Origin of the sequence: Streptomyces filamentosus (assembly GCF_014654895.1) — a bacterium.
In the GTDB taxonomy this organism is placed as follows: domain Bacteria; phylum Actinomycetota; class Actinomycetes; order Streptomycetales; family Streptomycetaceae; genus Streptomyces; species Streptomyces filamentosus.
In genome coordinates this window covers 444251-468656 of the sequence record NZ_BNBE01000002.1, presented here as the reverse complement: position 1 = coordinate 468656, position 24406 = coordinate 444251, and the positions used below count along the sequence as shown (strand labels likewise).

The following is a 24406-nucleotide window of genomic DNA, read 5'->3' as shown; positions in this document are numbered from 1 at the left end:
GATGCGGGTGCCGGGGGCGAAGCGGACCGGACGGGAGCATTCCAGGAGCCGTGCCCGTGCCTCCTGCGGGAGTTCGTCCAGCAGGGTCCGCCTGGTGGTCATGGCGTCCTCCAGCTCTCTTCGCCCAGAGTCCCGCCCGGCGCCCCGCGGCCGACAGGGCCGCGCGGGTCCCGCTCCGCGGGCCGAAGGGCCCGTCTCAGCGGACCAGGACGGTCTCTCCGGAGCGGGGCACGACGGCCGTCCAGCCCAGTTCGTGGTCGAGGCGGTCGCGCAGCGTCGCGGAGGCGGCCGGTTCACCGTGCACGACGTAGGCGGCGTGCGGGGCGGGGGCGTTTCGGAGCCAGCCGACGATCTGGTCCGCGTCGGCGTGGGCGGAGAAATGGGGCACGTCGGCGACCTCGGCCCGTACGGGCACGTACTCGCCGAACATCTTCAACGTGCGGACCCCGTCGACCAGGTCCCGGGCACGGGTGCCGGCGGCGGCGAAGCCGACCACGACGACGGCGTTGCGCGGGTCGGGCAGGAGACGGTGCAAGTGGTGCAGGACGCGGCCGCCGGTGGCCATGCCGGCCGAGGAGACGATGACGGCGGGGCCGCGCGTGCTGTTGATGTCGATCGACTCCTGGACCGTACGCGCGGCGAGGAACGGTGCCGGGCTCAGTGCGGCCTCGCCCCGGGCGAGGATCTCGGGCCGCAGCTCCGGGGACCGCTCGCGCACGGCGTCCCGGTAGACGTCGAGCGCGGCCAGGGCCATGGGACTGTCGACGTAGACGGGTACGGAGCGGGGCAGGACGCCCGTCTCGCGCAACCGGGTCAGTTCGTGGAGGACGACCTCGGTGCGGTCGACCGCGAAGGCCGGGATCACGACCGTGCCGCCCCGGGCGAGGGTCCGCTCGATCACCGAGGCGAACTCCGACCGGGCGGATTCCTGGTCGTGGCGGCGGTCGCCGTACGTCGACTCCACCAGCAGCACGTCGGCGCCGGAGAACGGCTCCGGAGGCAGGAGCAGCGGGTGCCCGGGGCGTCCCAGGTCGCCGGAGACGGCCAGGGTGTGCCCGTCCTCCAGGGTGAGGCGGGCCCAGGCCGAGCCGAGGATGTGACCGCCGTGGTGGAGCGTCAGCCGGGTGCCGGACATGATCTCCACGTCCGCCCCGACGGGAACCGGGTCGAAGAAGGACAGCGTCCTGTCGACGTCGGTCTCGTCGTAGAGCGGCTTCGCCGGACGGTGCTTGGACCAGCCGTGCTCGTCGGCGTGGCGGGCCGCCTCCGTCTGGAGCCGGGCGCTGTCCCGCAGCACGATGCCGGCGAGCCGGGCCGTGTGCGGGGTCGCGAGGATCGGGCCGCGGAAGCCCTGCCGGACCAGGCGCGGCAGATAGCCGCAGTGGTCCAGATGGGCGTGGGTGACGACCACCGCGCGGACGTCGGCCGCGTCCCGGGCGAACCGGTCCCAGTTGCGCCGCCGCAGCTTCGCGAAACCCTGGAAGAGACCGCAGTCGAGGAGGATCCGGGCATGGTCGCTCTCGACCAGGAACTTGCTGCCGGTGACCGTCCCCACGCCGCCCAGGAAGCTGAGCAGGGCGGGGCGCGGCACCGACGGGGCGGTGTGGGCTGTTGCCTCGGACATGGGAGGGCCCTCCTTCGCGCCGGGGGCCGGCCGCACCGGTCCGACTCCACCCTCGCGCCGCCCGGTGCGGTGTGCCAGGGGTCCGAGGGGCCCGGACCGGGGACCGACCGGCCCATGCGCGCGGAGGTGACGCGGGGCGAGCCTGACGGTGGGATCCGTGGGAGCAGACCCGCGGACCGGCCGGGAAGGCGGTCGTCATGAAGGCTCTCGTGTTCCAGGGAACGGGCCGGGTCGCGTGGCAGGACGTGCCCGATCCCGCGGTGAAGGACGCGGCGGACGCAATCGTGCGCGTCGACGCGGTCACCCTCTGCGGCACCGACCTGCACATCGTCAAGGGGGACGTGCCCGAGGTCGAACCCGGGCGTGTCCTCGGTCACGAGGCGGTCGGCACCGTGATGGAGACGGGCGGCGACGTCCGGGCGGTGCGGCCCGGCGACCGGGTCCTGATCTCCTGCATCTCCTCCTGCGGACGCTGCCGCTTCTGCCGCGAGCAGCGCTACGGCCAGTGCCGGGGCGGAGGCGGTTGGGTCCTCGGCCACCTGATCGACGGCACCCAGGCCGAGTACGTCCGCGTGCCCTTCGCCGACCTCTCCGTCCACCCGGTCCCCAGCGGCGTCGACAGCTTCGACGCCGTGCTCCTCGCCGACATCTTCCCCACCGCCTACGAGGTCGGCGTCCTCAACGGCGCGGTCCGGCCCGGCGACACCGTCGTCGTGGTCGGCGCGGGCCCCATCGGTCTCGCCGCGATCACCACCGCACGCCTTTACAGTCCCGGCCGGATCATCGCCGTGGACCTGGACGAATCCCGCCTCTCCGCCGCCCGCAGGCTCGGCGCCGACGCCACCGCAGCAGCCGGGGAGGAACCGGAACAGCTCGTCGCCGACCTGACCGACGGCCTCGGCGCCGACGTCGTCATGGAGGCCGTGGGAGTGCCGCAGACCTTCGAGATGTGCACCCGTATGGTCCGCCCCGGGGGCCGCGTCGCCAACATCGGCGTCCACGGCAAGCCCGCCGCCCTCCACCTGGAAGACCTGTGGATCAAGGACGTCACCCTCACCACCGGCCTCGTCGACACCTCCTCGACGCCGATGCTGCTGCGGATGATGGCCGCCGGCCGGCTCCCCACCGCGGAGCTGGTCACCCACCGCTTCGAACTCGGGCAGATGGAGGAGGCGTACGACGTCTTCGGCAGCGCCGCCCGGACCGGCGCGATCAAGGTCGCGCTCGGCGGGCCGCAGCACACGGCCGTCGACACCGCGCCGGCCACGGGCACCGGATGAACGACCGGGGAGCCGCATGAAGGGCCAAGGAGCCGCATGAAGGGCCACGGGGCCCGTCCCGCGCCCCCGCGCGCCGTCGTCCTCGACACCGACGGCGTGCTGATCGACTCCGCCGCTGTCCACGCCGCCGCCTGGAAGACGGCCTTCGACGGCTGCCTTCCCGGGTGGGCGGACAGGGCGGGGAACGGGGAACCGTTCGACGCGGACGCCGACTACCGGCGGTACGTCGACGGCCGGTCCAGGTACGAGGGAGCCGCCGCCTTCCTGGCGGCCCGGGGAATCCGCCTCCCCGCCGGGACGCCGGACGGCCGGCCCGGCTGCGACACGGTCCGGGCCGTGGCCGCGCGCAAGGAGCAGGCCTTCCGCGACGCCCTGCGCGTCCGGCCGGTCACCGCCTTCCGGGACGCCTCGCGGGCCCTTGCGGCCTTGAGGTCCCTCAGTGTGCCCGCCGCGGCGGTCTCCGCCTCCCGTCACGCCCGCGCGCTGCTCGCGTCCGCCGGGACGGACCGGCTCCTCACCACCGTCGTGGACGGTGAGGACGCGGCCGGGCTGGGGCTCGCGGGCAAGCCGGACCCGGCGCTCTTCCTCCACGCGGCGCATGTCCTCGGTGTCCGGCCCCAGGACTGCGCGGTCGTCGAGGACGCCCTCGCCGGCGTCCTGGCCGGCCGCCGCGGGCGCTTCGGCCTCGTCGTCGGCGTCGACCGCACCCCGGACCGGCGCACCACCGAAGCGCTGCGCGAACACGGCGCCCACCTCGTCGTCACCGACCTCATGGAGTGCGTGGAGGCGGTGTGGGGAGCGGGGCCGTGAACGCGGGAAGGAGCGGCTGGACCTGGGGGTACGACGCCTACGAGCCGGAGCGCGAGCGTCTGGTGGAAGCCCTCTGCACCCTCGGGAACGGCCGGTTCGCCACCCGGGGCTCCGCGCCCGAGTGCGCCGCCGGCCCCGTGCACTACCCGGGCACCTACCTGGCGGGCTGCTACGACCGGCGCACCTCGCTGGTCGACGGCCGCACGGTGGAGAACGAGGACCTCGTCAACCTCCCGAACTGGACGCTGCTGCGGTACCGCCGCCTGCCTGAGGGCGAAGCGGCCGGCCCGTGGCTCTCCCCCGACTCCGGCGAACTGCGCCACTACGCCGTCCGGCTCGACCTGCGGCACGGGACCCTTCACCGGGACCTCCTCTTCCAGGACGCCCGGGGACGCGGACTGCGCGTCGGGCACACCCGGATCGTCCACATGGGAGACCCCGGGCTCGCCGTCCAGCGCACCACCTTCCACGCCTACGGCTGGAGCGGCGAGATCGAGGTCGAGTCCCTGCTCGACGGCGACGTCGCCAACACCGGCGTCGAGCGCTACCACCACCTGGAGAGCCGGCACCTGTCCGGCCACCGCACGGTCTTCGCGCCCGGCGGCGTCGCCGGGCTGTCCTGCCGCACGGACGACCCGGGCCGCGTGGTCGCCCTGGCCGTCCGCACGGACACGAGCCCCGAACGACCCGCCCGGACCACTTCCACCTCCACCGGCACCGCACAGGCGTACCGCCTGCCGATCGCCAGGGGACGGCCGGCGTGGTGCGCCAAGACGCTGGCCCTGCGCACCTCGTCGGACCGCCCGCCGGGCGACCCGCTCGCGGCGGCCGTCGAGGCCGCCGCCCGCGCCGCGGACTTCCCCGCCCTGCGGGCCGCGCACGAAGCGGCCTGGCGGCGGCTCTGGGAAGAGGGCGAGCTGCACGTGCCCGGAGAAGCGGGCCGCATCCTGCGCCTGCACCTGTTCCACCTGCTGCAGACCCTCTCCCCGCACACCGCCGACCTCGACGTGGGCGTTCCGGCCCGGGGCCTGCACGGCGAGGCCTACCGGGGCCACGTCTTCTGGGACGAGCTCTTCGTCCTGCCCTACCTCGGCCTCCACTTCCCCGAGGTGGCCAGAGGGCTGCTGATGTACCGCCACCGACGCCTCCCTGCCGCCCGTGCGACGGCTCGGCGCGCGGGCCTGCGCGGAGCCATGTACCCCTGGCAGAGCGGCGGTTCGGGAAACGAGGAGACCCAGGAGCTGCACCTCAACCCGCGCTCGGGCCGCTGGCTGCCCGACCGCTCACGGCTCCAGCGGCACGTCGGGTCAGCCGTCGCCTACAACGTCTGGAAGTACGCACGGGCCACCGGCGACCGCGGCTTCCTGCACGGCGGGGGCGCCGAGATCCTGCTGGAGGTCGCCCGGTTCTGGGCGGCCGCCGCCGTCCTCGATCCCGCGCTGGGGCGCTACCGCATCCGCGGCGTGGTCGGTCCGGACGAGTACCACGACGCCTATCCCGGCGCGGAGGTTCCGGGCGTCGACGACAACGCCTACACGAACGTGACGGCCGCCTGGGTGCTCGCCCGCGGCCTGGAACTACTGGGCGAACTGCCCCCCGCCCGGCGGGAGGAGCTGTGCGGCCTCCTCGCCCTGGACGACGAGGGCCTTGCCCGCTGGGACGACGTGTCCCGCCGTCTGCACGTGCCCTTCCACCGGGGCGTGATCAGCCAGTTCGAGGGTTTCGGGGAGCTGGCGGAGCTCGACTGGGAGGCGTACCGCGCCCGCTACGGCGACATCCGCCGACTGGACCGGATCCTGGAGGCGGAGGGCGACACCGTCAACCGCTACCAGGCGTCGAAGCAGGCCGACGCCCTCATGCTCGGATACCTCTTCCGGCCCGACGAGCTCGTCGGGCTGTTCGCGCGGCTCGGGCACCGGCTGGACGACGAGACCTGGCGGAGCACGGTGGACTACTACCTGCGCCGCACCAGCCACGGCTCGACCCTCAGCAGCCTCGTCCACGGCTGGGTGCTCGCCCGTCTGAAGGGCGCCGAAGCGTGGAGGTACTGCGAGGAGGCCCTGCTCTCCGACGTGGCGGACGTCCAGGGCGGCACCACGGGGGAGGGCGTCCACCTCGGCGCGATGGCCGGCACGATCGACCTGGTCGAGCGCGGCATCACCGGCCTGGAGGCTGGTCCGGAGGGACTGCGCGTGGACCCCGTCGCCCTCCGTGAGCTGCCCCGCTTCGCCTTCACCCTGTCCTGCGGGGGCCATCGGGGCGTCCGCCTGCGCATCCTCCCCGCCCGCCTGGGGATCCGCGTCCCCGCCGGCCCGGGAGGCCCCTTCTCGCTCGTCCTGCCGGGAGGACGGAGGTTCACCCTCCTTCCCGGGGAGGAACGCTGGTTCGGGCTGTGAGCCGGTCCGCGTCGTGTCAGGAGAAGGAGAGGACGTCCGCGACAGCCCGTCGGGGCGTCGCCCGGCCGGCCGGTCCGTAGCCCAGGCGGACGATCATGTGGACGTAGCCGACGTTCGAGAGGGGGTCCCGGGCGTCGAAGCGGAGTTCCGGCCATTCCAGGGGTTGCGACATGAGGGAGGTGGCGAGCCCGTCGAGGGTGGCCTGGAGCAGGACGCGGTGCAGGGCCTGGCCGGCCATCAGCCACGCCTCCGGGGTGTCGGCGGCGGTTCCGAGCAGGGCGATCCGTGGCGTCTTCTCGAAGCGGGCCGACGGGCGGGAGGACATGCGGCCCGGGGCACCGAAATCCCGGACGGGCGCGGTCACGTCGTACTGACGGGGGCCGAAGGCGTAGGCGGGCACGCCGTCGGCGCCGGTCTCTTCGTCGTGCGCCCCCGTACGCGTCCAGGCCGCGATCTCGGCGCGCACGGCGTCGTCGGCGGCCTCGAACAGTTCGGAGGCGTGGACGAGGTCCATGACGGTGTCGGTGTGCCAGTCGCCGGGGACGATCAGACGGCAGCCCTCCAGCCGTGCGGCGGCGCAGAGGCCGTCGAGCAGTTCGGCGGGGACCGGCTCCTCGGTGAACGGGAACCGGCTGGTGTGCCGCCGCGCCAGCGCGGGGTGCAGCACGCCCAGATCGCCGGCGGCCTCCGCGGGGCCCTCGAATCGGACGTCGGCGAGGCGCCAGGGGTCGTCGGGGGAGGGCAGGAGGCGGACGTCGGGACGCAGGCCCCGGTGCTCGGAGGCCACCCGCAGACCGAACAGGGCGCCGCCGCAGCCGATGTGAAGGGCCCGGTGGACCGGGTCCTGGCGGGGCATGCCGCGTGCCGGGTCGCCGCGCAGTTCGAGGACACCGGACGCCTCCCGGTGCACGAACCGCCATGGCTGGGCGTTGTGCATCGACGGCGCCAGGACGGCCTCCTCCACCAGCGAGGTGACGAGGGGACGGGGGAGGGGAGCGGTGGGGGACACGGTACGTCCTGTCTGTGCGGGGGCGGTCATCACGAGAAGTCGTAGGCCGACCGCGGGGGCGGGGCCTCGGCGCGGGTTCCGTCGTCGGCTGCGGACAGCCGGTCCACGACGGCGACCACGCCTTCCACGCGTTCGGCGAGACGCCGGAGCATCACGGCCTCGCTCCGCAGCCGGACCCGTCCGTCGAGGGTCACCACGCCGTCCAGGACGTGCACGTCGACCGCGTCGGCCGGCAGGTCCAGGGCGTCCGCGAGAACCTCCTCGCGGACGCGGCGCCTGATCTCGGGGTCCGGGCGGAGGAAGACGCGGAGCAGGTCGCGGCGGGTGACGATGCCCACCAGCCGCTCCTCCTCGTCGACCACGGGCAGGCGTTCGACCCCGCGGCGCACCATGAGACGGGCCGCGTCCGCCGCGGCCTCCTCGGCGTGCACGGTGACGGCCGGAGCGCTCATCACGCCCCGTGCGGTCAGGGCCCTGCGGGCCAGGAGGTCGCTCTCGGAGACCACGCCCACGACGTGGTCGTCGGCGTCCACGACGGGCAGCCCGCTGATGTCGTGCTCGGCGAGGAGCTTCGCCACGTCCCGGAACGACGTGTCGGGGACGGCGGAGACGACGTCGTCGGTCATCAGGCCGCCGACCTTGAGGTGCTTCATCGCGGTCCCTCCCGTTCGGACAGACGGCAGACGGGTCTTCACGCCACCACCGTCCACCGCGCCGCCACGCGTCGGCGAGGGGCCGAACGGTCCACCTACGGGCCCGACCGGGCCCTGCCGGTTCGCGGCGCCGTCGCGTGGGACCTTTGGCCCCGCCTCTGCCCCCAGCGGCCCTCCGGTCCTCCGGCGCGGAGTGCGACGGTCGAAGGACAGTCCTCACGCACCCGGCAAGGAGGAGCCATGGCCGCAGCCCCGCGACTCCGGCACCCCGGAAGCGTCGTCGTCGGCGTCGACGGATCCGAGGACGCGCTGCTCGCCGCCCTGTGGGCCGCCGAAGAGGCGTTCCTGCGGAGATCGGCCCTCTTCCTCGTCCACGCGACGGACACGGACGCCCTCGCCCGCTACCTCTTCCAGGCCCAGATCGACGAGAGCCGCAGGACCGGCCGCGAAATCCTCGACCGTACGGCCGAGACCGTCTCCGCACACCACCCGGAGGTGACCGTCGTCAAGGAACTGAGCGACCGTCCGCCCTCCGAGGCGCTGCGGCACGCCGCCGCCCTGACCGGCACGATCGTCGTCGGCCACCGGGGCCGCGGCGGGTTCGCCTCGCTGCTCCTCGGCTCGGTCGGCCTGCGGACCGTGGCCACCGCGAGCACACCGGTGGTCGTGGTCCGGGGACACGCCGGGACGGAACACCCGGGCGCCGTCCTGGTGGGGACGCGGGACGACCACGACCTCGGCTGCGCCCGGGCGGCCGCACGCGAGGCCCTGCTGCGACGGCAGCCGCTCCGACTTGTGCACGTGTGGCGGACGGCCTGGGCACGGAGCGAGCGGACGGCACCGCGCGGACGGCCCTGCCCCCAGGCCGCCGACCGCGTGCGCGTCCAGTCCCGGACCACCGGACTCCTGCGTGAGGAGTTCCCCGACCTGAAGATCGAGACCGAGGGCGTGAAGAGCCCCAGCGTGCCCGGAGCCCTCGTCGAGGCGAGCCGGGACGCCGCCCTCCTGGTCGTCGGCGGACGCCGTGGCCCCGGATACCTGGGGCCCACCCTGGGCCGGACCACGCTCGCCCTGCTGCAACACGCCCACTGCCCGGTGGAACTCGTCCCCCGGCACGGACCCGGACACGGGAGCACCTCATGAGCACCACCCCGGAACACCGCGAGATCGTCGTCGGCGTCGACCCCGTGCGCGAAGGGGGCCTCGCCCCGGCCTGGGCCGCCGACGAGGCCCACCGCCGAGGGCTCGCCCTCCGCCTGGTCGTCGCCGTACCGCCCCCGCACGACACCCAGCACGTCGACGACACCCCCCGCCACCAGGCAGGGACCCGGCGCGGCAAGGACGCCCTGCGTGCCGCGGCCGACCTGGTCAGGGCCCGCCAGCCGGACGTGCACGTCGGCTCCGCGCTCGTCGACGGCTTCCCGGCGGCCGTGATGGCGGGCATGGCGCAGCGCGCCTCCATGACCGTCCTGGGCTCCCGGCACCTGAGCCGCACCGAGGAGTTCCTCAGCGCCGGCTCCCTCGTCCTCCCGGTCACCGCCCAGGCGCGCTGCCCGGTGGTCGTGGTCGGCGACGCCGAGCACATCACCCACGACCCGCCCCACCTCGTCGTCGGCGTCGACGGCAGCGAATCGTCCCGGGCGGCCCTCGCCTTCGCCTTCGAGGAGGCCGACCTCCGGCGCTGCGCCGTGCGGGCCGTCGCGGTCTGGCAGCCGCCCGTCTTCACCCTCCATACGGGGGACACGCTCTTCCACGCCGAGCGCCGGCTCCTCTCGGAGACCACCGCCGGCTGGGCGGAGAAGTACCCCGACGTCCGTCTCACCCACGAGGTGCTCGTCGGCTCGCCCGTGGAACTGCTCGCAGGCGCCGCCGAGCACGCCCTGGCCGTCGTCGTGGGCCGCCGGGGCCGGGGCGGCTACACCGGCATGCGCGTCGGCTCGGTCGTCCACGGACTGCTGCACCGGGCCCACTGCCCCGTGATCACCGTCCCCGCGGGGTGAGCGCGCGCCATGACGACGCCGGCCGGAGCCGAAGCGGTCCCGACCTCCCCGGCGACAGGACTCACCCCGGCGGAGGCGGCCCGGCGGCTCGCCGCCGACGGACCCAACGAGGTGGCCGCCCGCCGGCCCGTACGGCTGTACAGCCGGGTCCTCGCCCAGCTCCGGGATCCGCTGATCATGGTGCTCCTGGGCGCCGTCGCGCTGACCCTGGCGATCCGGGACCACCCGGACGCGATCGTCATCGGCCTGGTCGTCCTCGTGAACACCACGGTCGGCGTGGTCCAGGAGGTCCGCGCGGACAACGCCGTCGCTGCCCTGTCGGCGCTCAGCGCCCCGCACGCGCGCGTGCGGCGGGACGGCACGGTCCGCGACGTGGCGGCCGCGGAGATCGTCGTCGGCGACGTCCTGGTACTCGGCGAGGGCGACGTCGTCGCCGCGGACGCCCTGCTCGTCGAGGCGTCCGTCCTGCTCCTGGACGAGTCCATGCTCACCGGGGAATCCGTACCGCGGGACAAGAACGCCGGCGACCTCCTGAGCGCGGGAACCGTCGTCGTACACGGCCGGGGCGTGGCCACCACCACCGCGACGGGCCCGAGGAGCGCCCTCGGCCGCATCGCCGCCCTGCTCGACGACCGGCGCGAGGCGACCCCCCTGCAACGCCGCCTCGCCGCCCTCGGCAGGATCCTCGCCGCGGTGACGCTGGCCCTGTGCGTGCTGGTCTTCGCCCTCGGCCTCGTACGCGGTCTGCCGCCCGGCACCATGGCGGTCACCGCCATCAGCCTGGCCGTGGCCGCCGTCCCCGAGTCGCTCCCCGCCGTGGTCACCCTCGCCCTCGCCCTCGGTGCCCGCCGCATGGCCGCCCGCCACGCGCTGGTGAGACGACTGCCGGCCGTGGAGACCCTCGGCTCGGTGTCCGTCCTCGCCACCGACAAGACGGGCACCCTCACGGAGGGGCGCATGGCCGTCCAGCGGGTCTGGACGCCCGGGATGTGCGCCGAACTCACGGGCGTCGGCTACGAACCGGCGGGGGAGGCCCTGGTCGCCGGGAGACCCGCCACCCCGGACGAGCTCGCGCCCGTGCGGGGACTGCTGAGGGCGGCCGTCCTCTGCAACGACGCCGCGCTGCGCCCGCCCGACGCCACCGATCCCCGAAGCCGCTGGACCGCCGTGGGCGACCCGACGGAAGCGGCTCTCCTGGCGGCGGCGGCCAAGGCGGGATGCCCCCCGGAGCCGCAAACGAGAGCAGACCTCCCCCGGATCGGCGAAGCCCCCTTCGACAGCCACCGCAAGCGCATGACCACCCTGCACGAGGCGGCCCCGGGACGGGTCCTCGTCTGTCTCAAGGGAGCGCCCGAAGCGGTCCTCACCCCGGAGGTGCTGAGCGCGGATCCGCAGACCGTCGCACGAGCCGGGAAGGCGGCCGCCGACCTCGCCGGGGAGGGGTACCGGGTGCTCGCCGTGGCGTCAGGCGTGCGCGGCGACGTGCCGGAGCCGGTCGCCGCGGCCGAGTCGGGGCTGAAGCTCCTCGGCCTCGTGGCGCTGAGCGACCCGCCGAAGCCCCACGCGGCGCGGACGCTCGCCTCCTGCCGCGCGGCCGGCATCACCCCCGTCCTCATCACGGGCGACCACCCCGCGACGGCCCGCGCCGTCGCGGACGGCGTCGGTCTCACCGACGGGACCGGCGGCCCCACGCTCCACGTCGTGACCGGGGAGGACGTCGCGGCCGGCCGGGTCCCCGACCTCACGTTCGTCCGCGTCTTCGCCCGCACCGACCCCCGGCAGAAGCTCGACATCGTCGCCGCCTGGCGGGCGAGGGGCGCGGTGACGGCCATGACCGGCGACGGCGTCAACGACGGTCCCGCCCTGCGCCGGGCCGACATCGGCGTGGCCATGGGCGCCCGCGGCACCGAGGTCGCGCGCCAGGCCGCCGACCTCGTCCTCACGGACGACGAACTCACGACGGTCGTGTCGGCCGTCGAGGAGGGCCGGCGCGTCTACGACAACATCCGCCGCTTCCTCGTCTACGGGATGGCGGGCGGGGCCGCGGAGATCCTCGTGATGCTCGCCGGCCCCCTCCTCGGACTGCCCCTGCCGCTGCGGGCGGGGCAGATCCTCTGGATCAACCTCCTCACCCACGGCCTCACCGGGGTCGCCATGGGCGCCGAGCCGGCGGCGCCCGGGACGATGCGGCGACCGCCGCGCCCTCCTGACCAGCACATCCTCGGCGGTGGCGCCTGGCAGCGACTACTGGTCCTCGCTGCCGTCGTCACTGCGGCGTCCCTCGGCGCGGGGCTGGTCGCGCGGACGCGGGGCCTCGACTGGCAGAGCGTCCTCTTCCTCGCCCTGCTCGCCGCCCAGCTCGGAGTGGTCCTCGGACTGCGAGCCCGGCTGTTCGTCCGGGAGAACCTGTTCCTTCCCCTCTCGGTCATCGCCTCCGCGCTCCTGGCCCTGGCGGCGCTGTACGTGCCCTTCCTCCGTACCGCCCTCGACACGGACCCCCTCGGAGGAGCGGGGCTCGCCCTGGCGGCGGCGTGCGCGCCGACCGGATTCCTCGCGGCGCGGGCCGTCCGCACCGCGTTCCGGGAGGCGGCTCCGACAGGAACGGACCGGCCATCCGGACTACCGTGAGAGCGTGCGCCGGGGACGCGGTGTGCCCCGGACGGACCGGAGGTGGCGATGGGCCGGGAAGGCGCCGGACTGGCGAACACCAGGCTGCCGCGCCTGCGCCTCGACGAGCTGCTGGACGAGCTCCAGGCGCGCATCGACGAGGCGCGCGGCACCAGGGACCGCCTCGACGGCCTTCTGGAAGCGGTCATGTCGGTGGGACGGGAACTCGACCTGCCCTCGGTGCTGAGGGGCATCGTGGAGGCCGCGGTGTCCCTGGTCGACGCCGAGTACGGTGCGCTGGGCGTCATCGGCGAGGACCGGCGGCTCTCCGAGTTCCTCCCCATCGGCATCGACGGCGACCTGCGCGAACGGATCGGCGCCCTCCCGTCCGGACACGGCATCCTCGGCGAACTCATCCGGAACCCCGAGCCCCTGCGCCTGACCGAGCTGTCCGAGCACCCCGCCTCGTACGGTTTCCCGGCCCACCATCCGCCCATGCACTCCTTCCTGGGCGTACCCGTCCGGGTCCGCGACGAGGTCTTCGGCAACCTCTACCTCACCGAGAAGCGCGGCGGAGCGGACTTCGACGCGGAGGACGAGTCGGTCGTGACGACCCTCGCCGTCGCCGCCGGCATCGCCATCGAGAACGCCCGGCTCTACGAGGAGGGCAGGCGCCGGCAGCGCTGGCTCGCCGCGAGCTCCGACTTCACCCGCGCCCTGCTGTCCGGCACGGGGGAGACCGAGGTCCTCGACGGAATGCTGGAGCAGGCCGTGGACATCGCCGACGCCGACATGGGCGTCTTCTACCTCGTCGGCCCCGAGGGCGAGCTCCGCGGCTCGCTGGCCCGCGGCGACGGCGCCGACACCCACCGAGGGGTCGTCCTGTCCAGCAGCGAGGGCACCCTGGCGGCCGCGGCCCTCGCCGCGACCGACGGGCTGATCACCCTGGCGGACGTCTCCAGCGACGCGCGCGTCACGGTCCAGCCCGAACGCTGGCGGGGCTTCGGCCCGGCGGTCGCGGTCACGGTCGGCACCAAGGAACGCCTCAGCGGCGTCCTGATCCTCGCCCGGCGCGGCGGGCGCACGCAGTTCACGAGAGCCGAGACCGCCGCCCTCCCCGGCTTCGCGGGCCAGGCGGCCCTCGCCCTCGAACTGGCCGACCGCCGCCGCGACGCCGAACAGGTCACCCTGCTGGAGGACCGCGACCGCATCGCCCGCGACCTGCACGACCTGGCGATCCAGCGCCTCTTCGCCACCGGCATCACCCTCCAGAGCGCCCGGCGCTTCATCGAGCATCCGGAGGCGGTGGACCGGTTGACCAGGGCGATCGACGACCTCGACGCCACCATCAAGATCATCCGTTCGACCATCTTCGGTCTCCGGGAACACGACACCCCAGGCACCGCCCCGAAACTCAGAAGCCGTGTCGTCACCGCGGTCGACGCGGGCGCGGCCACCCTCGGCTTCGCTCCCGCGCTCCGCTTGGAGGGGCTCCTGGACACGGACGTGCCCGTCGACATCGCCGACGACGTGGTCGCGGTGATCGGCGAAGCCCTCACCAACGTCGCCCGTCACGCCCAGGCCCACAGGACAGAGGTCGCCGTCGTCGCCGACGACGGGACCTTGGAGGTGACGGTGGGTGACGACGGCATCGGTCTGACACCGGATCGGGTCGACAGGGGGCTCCGCAACCTCGCGGAACGGGCCGAGCGCCTCGGCGGCTCCCTCACCGTCCACTCTCCGCCGGGACCCGGCGGGGGAACCCGCCTCACCTGGCGCATTCCCCTTCCTCCGTGCGACGGACGAGAGGACTAACCGCTCTCCGCCCCGTGCTCGTGGGCCTGCGCGGCGATCACGGCCGCCTGCACCCGCCGCTCCACCCCCAGCTTGCCGAGCAGCCGCGAGATGTGGTTCTTCACCGTCTTCTCCGACAGGTAGAGCCGCTTGGCGATCTGCCGGTTGGTGAGCCCCTCCCCGATCAGCTCCAGCACGGACCGCTCACGTTCGGACAGCGCCGCGAGCCGCTCGTCCTCGGGCGGCTGCGCCGCTTCCGGATCCCGCAGCGAACGCATCAGGCGAGCCGTGGTGGCCGGGTCGAGCATCGACTGCCCCGTCGCCACGGTGCGTACCGCCGAGATGAGGTCGGACCCCTTGATCTGCTTGAGGACGTACCCCGACGCCCCGGCCATGATCGCGTCGAGCAGGGCGTCCTCGTCGTCGAACGAGGTCAGCATCAGGCACGCCAGCTCCGGCATCCGCGACCGCAGCTCCCGGCACACGGCGATCCCGTCGCCGTCGGGGAGCCGTACGTCGAGGACGGCCACGTCCGGGCGCAGCGCGGGCCCCCGGGCCAGGGCCTGGTCGGCCGTGGACGCCTCCCCGACGACCCGCATGTCGGGCTCGTCGTCGATCAGGTCCCGCAGCCCTCGGCGGACGACCTCGTGATCGTCCACGAGGAAGACCCGGGTGGGTCCCTCCGCTACCGGAAGCTCGGTCATGGCGACCCCTGTGCTCGGTGGATGTTCACCCGCCCCCACAAGGATTGTCCGTCACGAAGCGCCTTCATGGGCACCCAGCTCCATCCGGACGTCGACGACCCCCTCCACGGCACGGACGGCTCGCGCCAGCAGCGGCACCAGAGAGCGGTCGGAGAGGACGCCACTCAGCGTGGCGACCCCTTCCGCCACGGTCACGTCCAGCCCGGTGAACCCTGTTCCGTCCAGTACCGAGCGCCGGATCTCCGACGCTATCTCGCCGTCCTCCCGCAGGAACACCTTGAGCAGGTCGCTCCGGCTGACGACCCCCTCCAGCACGCCGATCCCGTTGACGACGGGGAGCCTCTTCACCCTTCGGCGGGCCATGATCCGTGCGGCTTCGGCGAGAGGGACGTCGGCGTGAACGGTCACGGCGGGACTCGACATGAGGTCCCCCGCACGCACCGCGACGGCCCTCGCGGTCTCCTCGTCCCTCCCGGGGCCGGGGTCCGTGTCGCGGAACGCCTCCTTCGGCAGCAGATCCGCCTCCGAGACCACCCCCACCACCCGCCCCTCCCCCTCCAGGACGGGGAGGGCGCTCACCTTCCACTCGTCCATGAGCACCACGATCTCCTTGTAGGGAGCGTCACGGCCGATCGCCACGGCGGTGCGGGTCATCACGTCACTGACCACGAGAGGCGCGGGGCCTGCGGAATCCATGATCCCTCCTCGACGATGCCCCTTCCCAGGTTCGCGCGGACCGAGGCGAGGCGGGAGGGCCGAACGGCCCCTGCCGGGTCTCCTCCCCGTCGCGCCACCCGGGCCCCCGGGGAAGCACGGCCGGCAGAGTCCGGCCGTGCGCCCCCTTTCTCAGTGTCAGAAGAAGCCGAGCTTCTTCGGCGAGTAGCTCACCAGCAGGTTCTTCGAGTGCTGGTGGTACACGCCTTGCATGGACGCTGACCAGCGGAAACGGCCGCGATTCGACCAGGCGGCAGGCGGTTGGTCCGCGTATGGCCCGGATCTTGGTCGGAACGGAGTGGGACCCTGACCGATGGCCCGTGGCGGCGGCGAGTCGGCACACAAATGAGGGGTGGGCAGGCAGGTCTCCACGGGACATGCCTCGATCCAACGCGCCACGAGAGCCGAGAACCCGAAGTTGCTGTCCGCAGTGACCAGCTGGGTTGATCAGTCACCATGCTGCGCCACCAGATCCAGGCGAGCTCACCCGCTCACGATCTCGGCACATACGTCATGAAGGTGTCTAGGGAGTGGCGCTGACCTGCGTTGATGCAGGCGCAGCCACTCCTGACCTGCACGGATGAGTCTTTCAGCTTCTTTCGAGGTCGGTCGGCGTTACGCGTTCGATTCTCCCCACGCGCTCCCCAGGGCCGTCGATACTCCCCAGATTCTCCCCAGGGAGTGCCGTAGCGGCGGCTGTGGTGGCACGCGAGGTCGATCCGCCGGAGGCGCCGCCAAGGGCATGCTGAGTCACCTTCTGTAGTGCGGTGCCGAAGCGCCGGGAGGGTGAGCGCAAGGCGCTAACGGAGTGCGCCCGCTGGACCTCCGGCTTGTCGTCGACGCTTTTCCGATGACCCGGGAAGCCCCGTGATGTTGGTGGTCACGGGCGGTAGACCAGTTCCAGGAGGACGGCTGCGATGAGTTGCCACGCACCGGCGGCGAGCAGCCACATGCTGTCGAGGGCCAGCCCGGTGGCGCTCGTGAGAGACGCGCCGACGAAGAGCGTGAGGGAGATGCGGCGCACGCGGTGGTCGGAGGGCAGGCGTCCGTCATGTGGGCTCATGGGGCGCACTGTAGGGCCGCGGTCGGGCAGGACTGCCGATGCCCGGGAAGTCTTCACACCACCCTGATGCCCTCCGCTCCGTGGAGGCCGGTGTCAAGGAGCTGTCAGGGGAAAGAGGGCTGGCGCCAAGAACGCGCCAGGAAGGGCGGACTAGCCTGCGGGACGGGCGGAAGCTGAGCGGAGCCCGATCCGAAGGAGTCCGTCCGCATGACCACCGTGACCGCCGAGAAGGACGCCGTACCCGGCGCCGAGGAACCGCCCGATACCGGCGCGCGGCACAAGCTGACCGCCGTCACCGGGCTCGCTGCCCTGTCCCTGGACGCGATGGCGTCGGTCGCCTATGGACCCGAGGCCATCGTGCTCGTCCTCGCCGCCGCCGGCGGGTACGGGCTCGGGTTCACACTGCCGGTGACGCTCGCCATCGCGGGGCTTCTCGCGGTGCTGGTCGCCTCGTACCGTCAGGTCATCGCCGCGTTCCCGGACGGCGGCGGTTCCTACGCCGTGGCGAAGGCGCACCTGGGACGTCGTACGAGTCTCGTCGCGGCGGGCTCGCTGGTGCTCGACTACGTGTTGAACGTGGCCGTCGCCGTCACCGCCGGTGTGGCCGCGCTGACGTCCGCCTTCCCCGGCCTGTACGACAACCGGCTGGCGATCTGCCTCGGCGTCCTGGTGCTCATCACGGCCGTGAACCTGCGCGGGATCGTCGACTCGGCCCGCGCCTTTATCGTCCCGACCGCCGTCTTCGTCGGCGCGATCCTCGTCGTGATCGCCGTCGGCCTGTTCCGCGACGCCCCCGTCTCCACCGCGGCCTCCGACGGTCATATCTCGGTACTCGCCGACAACGCCACCACCGTGGGTGCCCTGCTCCTGCTCAAGGCGTTCGCCTCCGGCTGCTCCGCGCTGACCGGTGTGGAGGCGATAGCCAACGCGGTGCCGTCCTTCCGGGCGCCGGCGGCCCGCAGGGCGATGCGCGCGGAGGTGGCGCTGGGCGGGCTGCTGGGCGTGATGCTGATCGGCCTGTCGGTGCTGATCTCCCGTTTCGGGCTCCAGCCGGTGGAGGGCGTCACCGTCCTCGCCCAGCTCACCGACGCCTCCCTCGGCCACAACGGGGCCTTCTACGTCGTCCAGTTCGCGACCATGGTGCTGCTGGCGCTTTCGGCCAACACCTCCTTCGGCGGGCTGCCCGTCCTGCTGAAGCTGCTGGCCCGGGACAACTATGCGCCGCACGTCTTCGGCCTGAAGGCGGACCGGCAGGTGCACCGGCACGGCGTGGTGTGGCTGGCGGTGGTCTCGGCGGCGTTGCTGGTCTTCTCCGGAGGTGACACCAACACCCTGGTGCCGCTCTTCGCGATCGGAGTCTTCGTCGGCTTCACGATCGCCCAGACCGGCATGGTCCTGCACTGGAGGGCCACCCGGCAGTGGGGCAAAGCCCTCCTCAACGGCCTCGGCGCCGTTCTGACCGGCGTCTCCGCGGTCGTCGTCACCGCCACCAAGTTCCACGACGGGGCCTGGCTGATCGTGATCGCCTTGCCGCTGCTGGTCCTCGCCTTCGAGACCGTCCACCGCGCGTACGGGCGGATCGGCGAGCGCCTGGGCGTGGGCAGGATCCCGGAGCCGCCGCACCGCGAGCGCTCTCTGGTCCTGGTGCCCGTCTCCTCGCTCACCCGGCTCACCAGCGAGGCCCTCACCACCGCGGTCTCCCTCGGCGACGAGGTCCGCGCGGTGACCGTCTGCCATCCGGACCCCGAGGATCTGGCAGCCACCGAGGCCCTGGAGCGGGACTGGGACCTGTGGAACCCGGGCGTCCAGCTCGTCCGGCTCCCTTTCGAACGCCGCTCGCTCGGCAAGCCCATCAGCGCCTACGTCCGCGCGCTGCGCGACGACGCCCCCGGAACCCGTGTCACCGTCCTGATTCCCGAGGCCGAACCCGAGAGCCTGTGGCAGAGGCTGCTGCAGAACCAGCGCGGCGCCGTCGTCGCCCACGCCGTCCGCCGGGACACCGACGCCGTGATCTGCCGGCTGAGGTTCCGGCTCGAGGGTCGCTAGCCGGCCGGATCGTCTCCGCCGCGCCGCCGACGCGGCCACGCCGCCGGATACGGACCTCGTCGCCATGGGATTCACGACGGGCGGCACGCCAGGGGCTATGGGGGGACGTTCGATCAGCCGACGTGGACGCGGGGGCGGCGGTCGCGGTCGGACTCCGCCTCGCGGAGGATCTCTCGGGTGACCGGGGCGATCTCGCCCTGGCCGAAGAGGAAGAAGCGGAGGAAGTTGGCGAAGGGGTTGCCCTCGGTCCACTCGAAGTAGACGTGTGGACGCACACCGGTCATGTCCCGGGCGTGGAGCAGGAGGGCCGCGAGGGCGTTGGGGACGGAGGAGGACTCGACGGTGAGGACCCGGTAGCGGTCGTGGAGGACCTCGCCGCGGACTGTGAGCCCGGCCTCGAACTCGGAGGGATCGGTGACGGTGACCTCGATGAAGACGAAGTCCTCGGTACCGGGCAGGTCGTTGTCGGCGCGGATCTGGTCCTTCTTCGCCCGGTACTCCTCGGCGTCGCGGTTGTCCGGCTCGTTGGCGATGAACCGCGGGGTCCGGCTGGCGACGTCACGGATGAAGCGCTCCGCCATGTCGTCGAGCTCGACGTGCGTGACCCGCAGCTCGAAGGCGCGGCCGAGCCGGGAGAGCAGCGAGATCAGGATGATGCCGGCGATGAAGCAGGCACCGATCTTCACGCCGTCCGGGCGCTCGATGACGTTGACGACGGTGGTGTAGAGGAAGACGACCGAGATGGTGCCGAAGCCGATGGTCCAGCCGCGCTGGCCGGCCTTGCGGGCGGCGATGGTGACGGCGATGGCGGCCGAGCAGATCAGGACGAGGACGCCGGTGGCGTAGGCGCCGCCCTGGGCGTCGACGTCGGCGTCGAAGATCCACGTCACGAGGAAGGCGACCAGGGTGAAGACGATCACCATGGGGCGCACGGCGCGCGCCCAGTGCGGGGCCATGCCGTACTTGGGGAGGTAGCGCGGCATCAGGTTGAGCAGGCCGGCCATGGCGGAGGCGCCGGCGAACCACAGGATCGCGATGGTGGAGACGTCGTAGACGGTGCCGAAGGCGTTGCCCAGGTACTCGTGCGCGAGGTAGGCCAGCGCACGGCCGTTGGCCTTGCCGCCGGACTCGAACTCCTCGTGGGGGATCAGCACGGTGGTGATGAAGCTGGTGCAGATGAGGAAGACGCTCATGATGAGCGCGGCCGTGGTCAGCAGCTTCTTGGTGTCGCGGATCCGGCCTGTCGGCCGCGCCTCGGTGTCACCGGCGTCGCCCTTGACGTGTGGCATGACCGCGACGCCGGTCTCGAAGCCGGAGAGGCCGAGGGCGAGCTTGGGGAAGACGATCAGGGCGACGCCGATCATGACGAAGACGTTGCCGTGCTCCTGGGTCAGGGCGGCCGTCCAGTCGGTGACGACGTGTCCCTCGGTCAGCACCTGGTAGAGGCCGGTCACGACGACGACGGCGTTGAGGCCCAGGTAGATGGCGACGAGGGCGACGGCGACGCCGATGGCCTCCAGGAAGCCCTTGAGGAAGACCGCGCCGAGCAGCGCGATCAGGATCATTGTGATGATCACCTGCTTGTCGTGGAGGGCCGACTCCAGGTGCGGGTTCTCCACGAGGTGGGTGGAGGCGTCGGCCGCCGACAGGGTGATGGTGATCAGGAAGTCGGTGGCGGCGAAGCCGAGCAGGGTGAGGACGAAGAGCTTGCCCTTCCAGAAGGACAGCAGCCGCGACAGCATCGCGATCGAGCCCTCGCCGTGCGGGCTCTCCTCGGCCACCCGCCGGTAGACCGGCAGCGCGCCCGCCAGGGTCACGATCACGAGCACGATGGTGGCGATGGGGGAGAGGAGGCCGGCCGCGAGGGCGGCGATGCCGGGCTGGTAGCCGAGGGTGGAGAAGTAGTCGACGCCGGTCAGGCACATCACCCGCCACCAGGGCTGGCCCTTGTGTCCGGCGTCCGGGGCCGTCTCCTTGGGGCGGGACGGCTTTCCCTTGCCCATGTCGGACAGGCCCTCCAGCATCTACGCGCGCAGCTTCCCGCCGCGCGTCTCGTCTGTGGTGGCCATGGGGTGCTCCTGGAGTCTGCTCGATGAGGGGGTTTTCGGCCGCCTGCGATGCGGCCGAGCCAGCGTAAGCAGGGTGCGGGGAGGCGTAGCCGGCGTGCGCGTCAGGGAAGCGTCAAGATCCGCCGGTAGGGCGTCACCTTCCTCACATCGGGTGCAGTCTCAATTGATAGTGAGCGCGTGTGGGCCGCTGAGGAGGCCGATGATGCGTATGCCGATCCGGGACGTGGTCGCCGTGACGGCCGCGGTCCTCGCACCCTTCCTGGTGGCACTGACGTTGCTGCCGCTTCGTAGGAGCGTCACTTCCACCAACCTCGCGCTGGTACTGGTCGTCGTGGTCGTCGCCGTCTCGGCGCTGGGGAACCGGTGGGCCGGTGCGCTTGCCGCGGTCTCGGCGGTGGCCTGGTTCGACTTCTTCCACACCGAGCCATACCAGAGCTTCGACATCCGGGACCGGGCCGATGTCGAGACGGCGCTCCTGCTTCTTGTCGTCGGACTGATCATGTCCCAGCTCGCCGCCCGGGCCCGCGTGATGCGGTCGGCCGCGGGCACGGACGCGGAGCACCTGGAACGCCTCCACCGCACGATCCGCCTGATGCGATCGGGTGGATGTGCGGCGCCGGAGCTGATCGACCGGTTTCGCCGGGATCTTGTGGACGTGCTGGAGCTGCGGGAGTGCCGGTTCACCTTCGCCGTGGAGCCTGCCGGTTCTCCGCCGCCCAGGCTCCAGACGGACGGGTCGGTGCGTGTGGAGGGCTGGATCTGGGACCTGGAGCGGCAGGGGTGGCCGGACGGGGAGATCGAGCTGCCGGCTGTGGCGGCCGGCAAGGTTCGGGGCCGGTTCCTCCTGACGCCCACTCCCGGAACCGTACCGGTCCCGGTGGAGGCGCGGCTCGTCGCCGTCGACCTGGCCGGCCTCGCGGCGGTCGCGCTCGAAGGTTCGGGGCGGCTAGGCCGTGTTTTGAAAGTCGGCTCTCTTCCTCGCCTCGCATCGTGATGATCTCGGTGTGGGGCGAGGGGATCTTTCTGACGAGCAGTGGGCTGTGCTGGAGCCGCTGTTGCCGGTCGCGGTGCTGGGGCGGCCGCCGTTGGGCCGGCGGAAGCTGATCGACGGGATCCGGTGGCGGGTGCGGACCGGTGCTCCGTGGCGGGATCTTCCGTCGGAGTACGGTCCGTGGCAGACGGTCTACGGACTCTTCCGCCGCTGGCAGCGCGACGGCACCTGGCCCGAACTGCTGACCCGGCTGCAGGCCCGGGCGGATGCGGCCGGGCTGATCACGTGGGAGGTCAACGTCGACTCCACGATCTGCCGGGCCCATTAGCACGCCGCGGGTGCCCGCCGAGACGGCCAGGCCCAGAACGAACCGTCGGGCGGAACCTCTACCGAGCCCGACGACCACGGACTGGGCCGGTCCCGGGGAGGCTTCACCACCAAGATTCACCTGGCCTGCGAGCAGGGCCAGCGGCCGCTGTCTTTGCTGGTCACCGCAGGTCAGCGTGGTGATAGCCCTCAGTTCGTCGCCGTTCTGGAAGGCATCCGGGTGCCCCGCACCGGGCCCGGCCGTCCCCGTGTCCGCCCCATCCGAGTGCGGGGCGACAAGGCGTACTCCTCCCGCGCCAACCGGGCCTACCTGCGAAAGCGCGGAATCCGCTGCACGATCCCGGAGCCTGCCGACCAGGCCGCCCACCGCAAGCGACGTGGGAAGGCCGGCGGGCGGCCGCCGGTCTTCGACCGCGAGGACTACAAGGCCCGGCACGCGGTCGAGTGCGGGATCAACCGGCTCAAGCGCAACCGGGCGGTCGCCACCCGGTTCGACAAACTCGCCGTCCGCTTCGAAGCCACCGTCCTGATCGCCGCGATCGGCGAATGGATATGACGAACCTGAGCGGTCGGTTCCTGCACGAGAACGATGCAGCCTGGCTCACTGCAGGCTGGGACCGGCACCGCTGCCCTCACGGTCGCGCAGTAGCTTCCCAGGCGGCAGTGACGCACCCTTCTTCCCAGTGCCACCACTCCTTCGTCTCGCCGTGCTCCAGCAGCTCGCGGATTTTCAGCAGGTCTGCCTGCGGCGGGACATCCAAGGCCACCATCCCGAACCGCTCGATGCCTTCGCCCGTCGTGCCGAGGCGATGGAAGACCTCCAGCACGCTCTGCCGGGCGGCGGCTGAGCCGTCGTCCTTCAGCACGATGAGCCGGATGGTGCAGTTCTGCGAAGGCTGCACCGTTTCTCCGGCCCAGAGAACACCGTCATCATCCGGTTGGACCCTGATGATGTCGCCACTGGCGACTCCGCGGACGAACCAGGGAGTGTTGTCCAGCCGCACCGTGCCATCGCCGAGGTCGACAGCCCACAGGCTCTCGACACTCGCCGGCGGCCATCCGTCCTCGTCTATGTCCATGCGGAAATGGACCTTCACGTGGTCGTCACTGATGTTCGTCACCGAGCCATCATCTACTTCGCATCCACCAGACCAGACTGCGGAGCACGAAGGCGCATGCCTCCGGACCCGGCTGGCAGCCCGCGCCGATCGCCGACCGCCGTCAGGTGCCCGGCTTCTAAAACACGGCCTAGGTGTATTGACCCGCAGGGTTGTTGACGCGGGTGATGGGTGGGTGTCCGCCCAGTGCGGTGTGGCAGCGGTGGTGGTTGTAGGTGTGGAGGAAGTCTGCCAGGGCCGCTGTCCGTTCCTGGTTCGAGGTGTAGGGCCGTAGGTAGGCCCACTCGTCCAGGAGCGTCCGGTTGAAGCGTTCGACCTTGCCGTTGGTCTGCGGCCGGTAGGGCCTGATCTTCTTGTGGGTGATGCCGGCCGCGGCCAGGGCCTGGGTGAAGAGCTTGGACTTGTAGCAGGAGCCGTTGTCGGTCAGGACCCGTTCGACGGTGATGCCGTGGCCGGCGAAGAACGCGTTGGCCCGCTGCCAGAAGGCGATCGCGGTGTGCTGGCGTTCGTCGGGCAGGACCTCGCTGTAGGCCAGGCGGGAGTGGTCGTCGACGTCCGAGTGGATGTAGCTGTAACCGATCACCGGAGTGCAGCTCTTGCGCTCCGTCGTGGTGGCCTGGCGGTTGCGGTCGCCGGCCGCCCTGCCGACGGTCCGCCAACCGCCGCCGTCGGGAATGTTGCCGAGCTTCTTGATGTCGACATGGACCAGCTCGCCGGGCCGGTCGCGTTCGTAGCGGCGAATCGACTGGCCGGTGGGCCGGTCGAGCCAGGCCAGACGGTTCAGGCCGTGCCGGACCAGGATCCGGTGGACCGTCGAGGCCGGCAGCCCCAGGATCGGGCCGATCCTGGCCGGGCCGAGTTTGCGGGCCTGGCGCAGATCGCAGACTCGGGCCTCCAGGGCGGGCGGCGTCCGGTGCGGCGTCCGGTGTGGCCTGCTGGAGCGGTCGTACAGCCCTGCGTCGCCCCCAGTCCGCCAGCGGCGGACCCATTTGTGGGCAGTGGGACGGGATATGCCCATCTCAGCGGCGACGTGCGCGACGGGACGGCCCGCGAGGACGCGTTCGACCAGGATCCGCCTGCCGTGAACGGTCAGCCGGGCATTACGGTGGGACACGAAGACCTCCGTGTGCGGTGAAGCCTAGACACCTCCACCACACCGGAGGTCTTCGCCATGATCAAGACCCAGTCGGCGTTAACAACG

General features: G+C 72.5%; 18 protein-coding genes and 1 pseudogene. 10 read left to right on the top strand and 9 right to left on the bottom strand.

Going from position 1 to position 24406, the window contains the following annotated elements:
* Positions 1-196: 196 nt before the first annotated feature.
* On the bottom strand, positions 197-1624 hold the full coding sequence (locus IE326_RS21165) for an MBL fold metallo-hydrolase RNA specificity domain-containing protein (RefSeq protein ID WP_190042623.1): 1428 nt from the start codon (positions 1622-1624) through the stop codon (positions 197-199).
* A gap of 197 nt (positions 1625-1821) precedes the next feature.
* On the opposite strand from IE326_RS21165, the gene IE326_RS21160 reads away from it, so the two are divergent.
* The 3 genes from IE326_RS21160 to IE326_RS21150 are packed head-to-tail and all read left to right on the top strand — an operon-like array spanning position 1822 to position 6110.
* Entirely contained in the window at positions 1822-2904 is a 1083-nt protein-coding gene (locus IE326_RS21160; protein WP_190042622.1) for a zinc-dependent alcohol dehydrogenase family protein, read from the top strand.
* Positions 2905-2940: 36 nt separating this feature from the next.
* The gene (locus IE326_RS21155; RefSeq protein ID WP_190042621.1) at positions 2941-3714 is read left to right on the top strand and encodes an HAD family hydrolase; all 774 of its coding nucleotides are present in this window, start codon (positions 2941-2943) and stop codon (positions 3712-3714) included.
* Entirely contained in the window at positions 3711-6110 is a 2400-nt protein-coding gene (locus tag IE326_RS21150; RefSeq protein ID WP_190042620.1) for a glycoside hydrolase family 65 protein, read from the top strand. Before IE326_RS21155 ends, IE326_RS21150 begins: the two co-directional genes overlap by 4 nt.
* Before the next feature lie 16 nt (positions 6111-6126).
* Here the strand turns inward: IE326_RS21150 and IE326_RS21145 are convergent, their stop codons facing one another.
* Positions 6127-7149, bottom strand: a complete 1023-nt coding sequence (locus IE326_RS21145) for an Acg family FMN-binding oxidoreductase (protein WP_190042619.1) — start codon at positions 7147-7149, stop codon at positions 6127-6129.
* The gene (locus tag IE326_RS21140; RefSeq protein ID WP_190042618.1) at positions 7149-7772 is read right to left on the bottom strand and encodes a CBS domain-containing protein; all 624 of its coding nucleotides are present in this window, start codon (positions 7770-7772) and stop codon (positions 7149-7151) included. The genes IE326_RS21145 and IE326_RS21140 overlap by 1 nt, the downstream gene beginning before the upstream one ends.
* A gap of 240 nt (positions 7773-8012) precedes the next feature.
* On the opposite strand from IE326_RS21140, the gene IE326_RS41545 reads away from it, so the two are divergent.
* Genes IE326_RS41545 through IE326_RS21120 form a run of 4 tightly spaced genes read left to right on the top strand, consistent with a single transcriptional unit; the run spans position 8013 to position 14194 of the window.
* Positions 8013-8915 (top strand): universal stress protein, encoded by a 903-nt coding sequence (locus IE326_RS41545; RefSeq protein ID WP_150226319.1) that lies wholly within the window; start codon positions 8013-8015, stop codon positions 8913-8915.
* Positions 8912-9772 (top strand): universal stress protein, encoded by an 861-nt coding sequence (locus IE326_RS21130; RefSeq protein WP_190042617.1) that lies wholly within the window; start codon positions 8912-8914, stop codon positions 9770-9772. Before IE326_RS41545 ends, IE326_RS21130 begins: the two co-directional genes overlap by 4 nt.
* 9 nt (positions 9773-9781) lie before the next feature.
* Positions 9782-12400 carry a cation-translocating P-type ATPase gene (locus IE326_RS21125; RefSeq protein WP_190042616.1) on the top strand — a complete coding sequence of 873 codons (2619 nt, stop codon included), beginning with the start codon at positions 9782-9784 and terminating at the stop codon, positions 12398-12400.
* Positions 12401-12448: 48 nt separating this feature from the next.
* Entirely contained in the window at positions 12449-14194 is a 1746-nt protein-coding gene (locus tag IE326_RS21120) for a sensor histidine kinase (RefSeq protein ID WP_190042615.1), read from the top strand.
* On the opposite strand, the gene IE326_RS21115 is transcribed toward IE326_RS21120, so the two are convergent.
* From IE326_RS21115 to IE326_RS21105, 3 genes are all read right to left on the bottom strand, one after another.
* Positions 14191-14877: a response regulator gene (locus IE326_RS21115; RefSeq protein WP_190042614.1), complete on the bottom strand. Its 687-nt coding sequence runs from the start codon at positions 14875-14877 to the stop codon at positions 14191-14193. The two genes, IE326_RS21120 and IE326_RS21115, sit on opposite strands and share 4 nt — an antisense overlap.
* 51 nt (positions 14878-14928) lie before the next feature.
* Positions 14929-15573, bottom strand: coding sequence for a CBS domain-containing protein (locus IE326_RS21110; RefSeq protein ID WP_190042613.1), 645 nt, complete (start codon positions 15571-15573; stop codon positions 14929-14931).
* A gap of 898 nt (positions 15574-16471) precedes the next feature.
* A complete protein-coding gene (locus IE326_RS21105; RefSeq protein WP_190042612.1) occupies positions 16472-16654 on the bottom strand; it encodes a hypothetical protein in 183 nt (60 codons plus the stop codon).
* Positions 16655-16861: 207 nt separating this feature from the next.
* Here IE326_RS21105 and IE326_RS21100 point away from each other — a divergent pair, with 207 nt between their 5' ends.
* On the top strand, positions 16862-18700 hold the full coding sequence (locus tag IE326_RS21100) for an APC family permease (RefSeq protein WP_190042611.1): 1839 nt from the start codon (positions 16862-16864) through the stop codon (positions 18698-18700).
* Between the two features lie 113 nt (positions 18701-18813).
* On the opposite strand, the gene IE326_RS21095 is transcribed toward IE326_RS21100, so the two are convergent.
* On the bottom strand, positions 18814-20724 hold the full coding sequence (locus IE326_RS21095) for an APC family permease (protein WP_229915544.1): 1911 nt from the start codon (positions 20722-20724) through the stop codon (positions 18814-18816).
* Between the two features lie 247 nt (positions 20725-20971).
* Between IE326_RS21095 and IE326_RS21090 the strand changes: the two genes are divergently transcribed.
* Both IE326_RS21090 and IE326_RS21085 read left to right on the top strand, forming a co-directional pair.
* Complete coding sequence (locus IE326_RS21090; RefSeq protein ID WP_190043448.1) at positions 20972-21763, top strand: DUF4118 domain-containing protein; 792 nt, start codon at positions 20972-20974, stop codon at positions 21761-21763.
* 10 nt (positions 21764-21773) lie between these two features.
* Positions 21774-22643, top strand: a pseudogene (locus IE326_RS21085) (IS5 family transposase).
* A gap of 76 nt (positions 22644-22719) precedes the next feature.
* Here IE326_RS21085 and IE326_RS21080 read toward each other — a convergent pair.
* Together IE326_RS21080 and IE326_RS21075 are read right to left on the bottom strand one after the other, a co-directional pair.
* Positions 22720-23208: a DUF4265 domain-containing protein gene (locus IE326_RS21080; RefSeq protein WP_190042610.1), complete on the bottom strand. Its 489-nt coding sequence runs from the start codon at positions 23206-23208 to the stop codon at positions 22720-22722.
* A 127-nt stretch (positions 23209-23335) separates the two neighbouring features.
* Positions 23336-24319 (bottom strand): IS481 family transposase, encoded by a 984-nt coding sequence (locus IE326_RS21075; RefSeq protein WP_190042609.1) that lies wholly within the window; start codon positions 24317-24319, stop codon positions 23336-23338.
* Positions 24320-24406 lie beyond the last annotated feature (87 nt).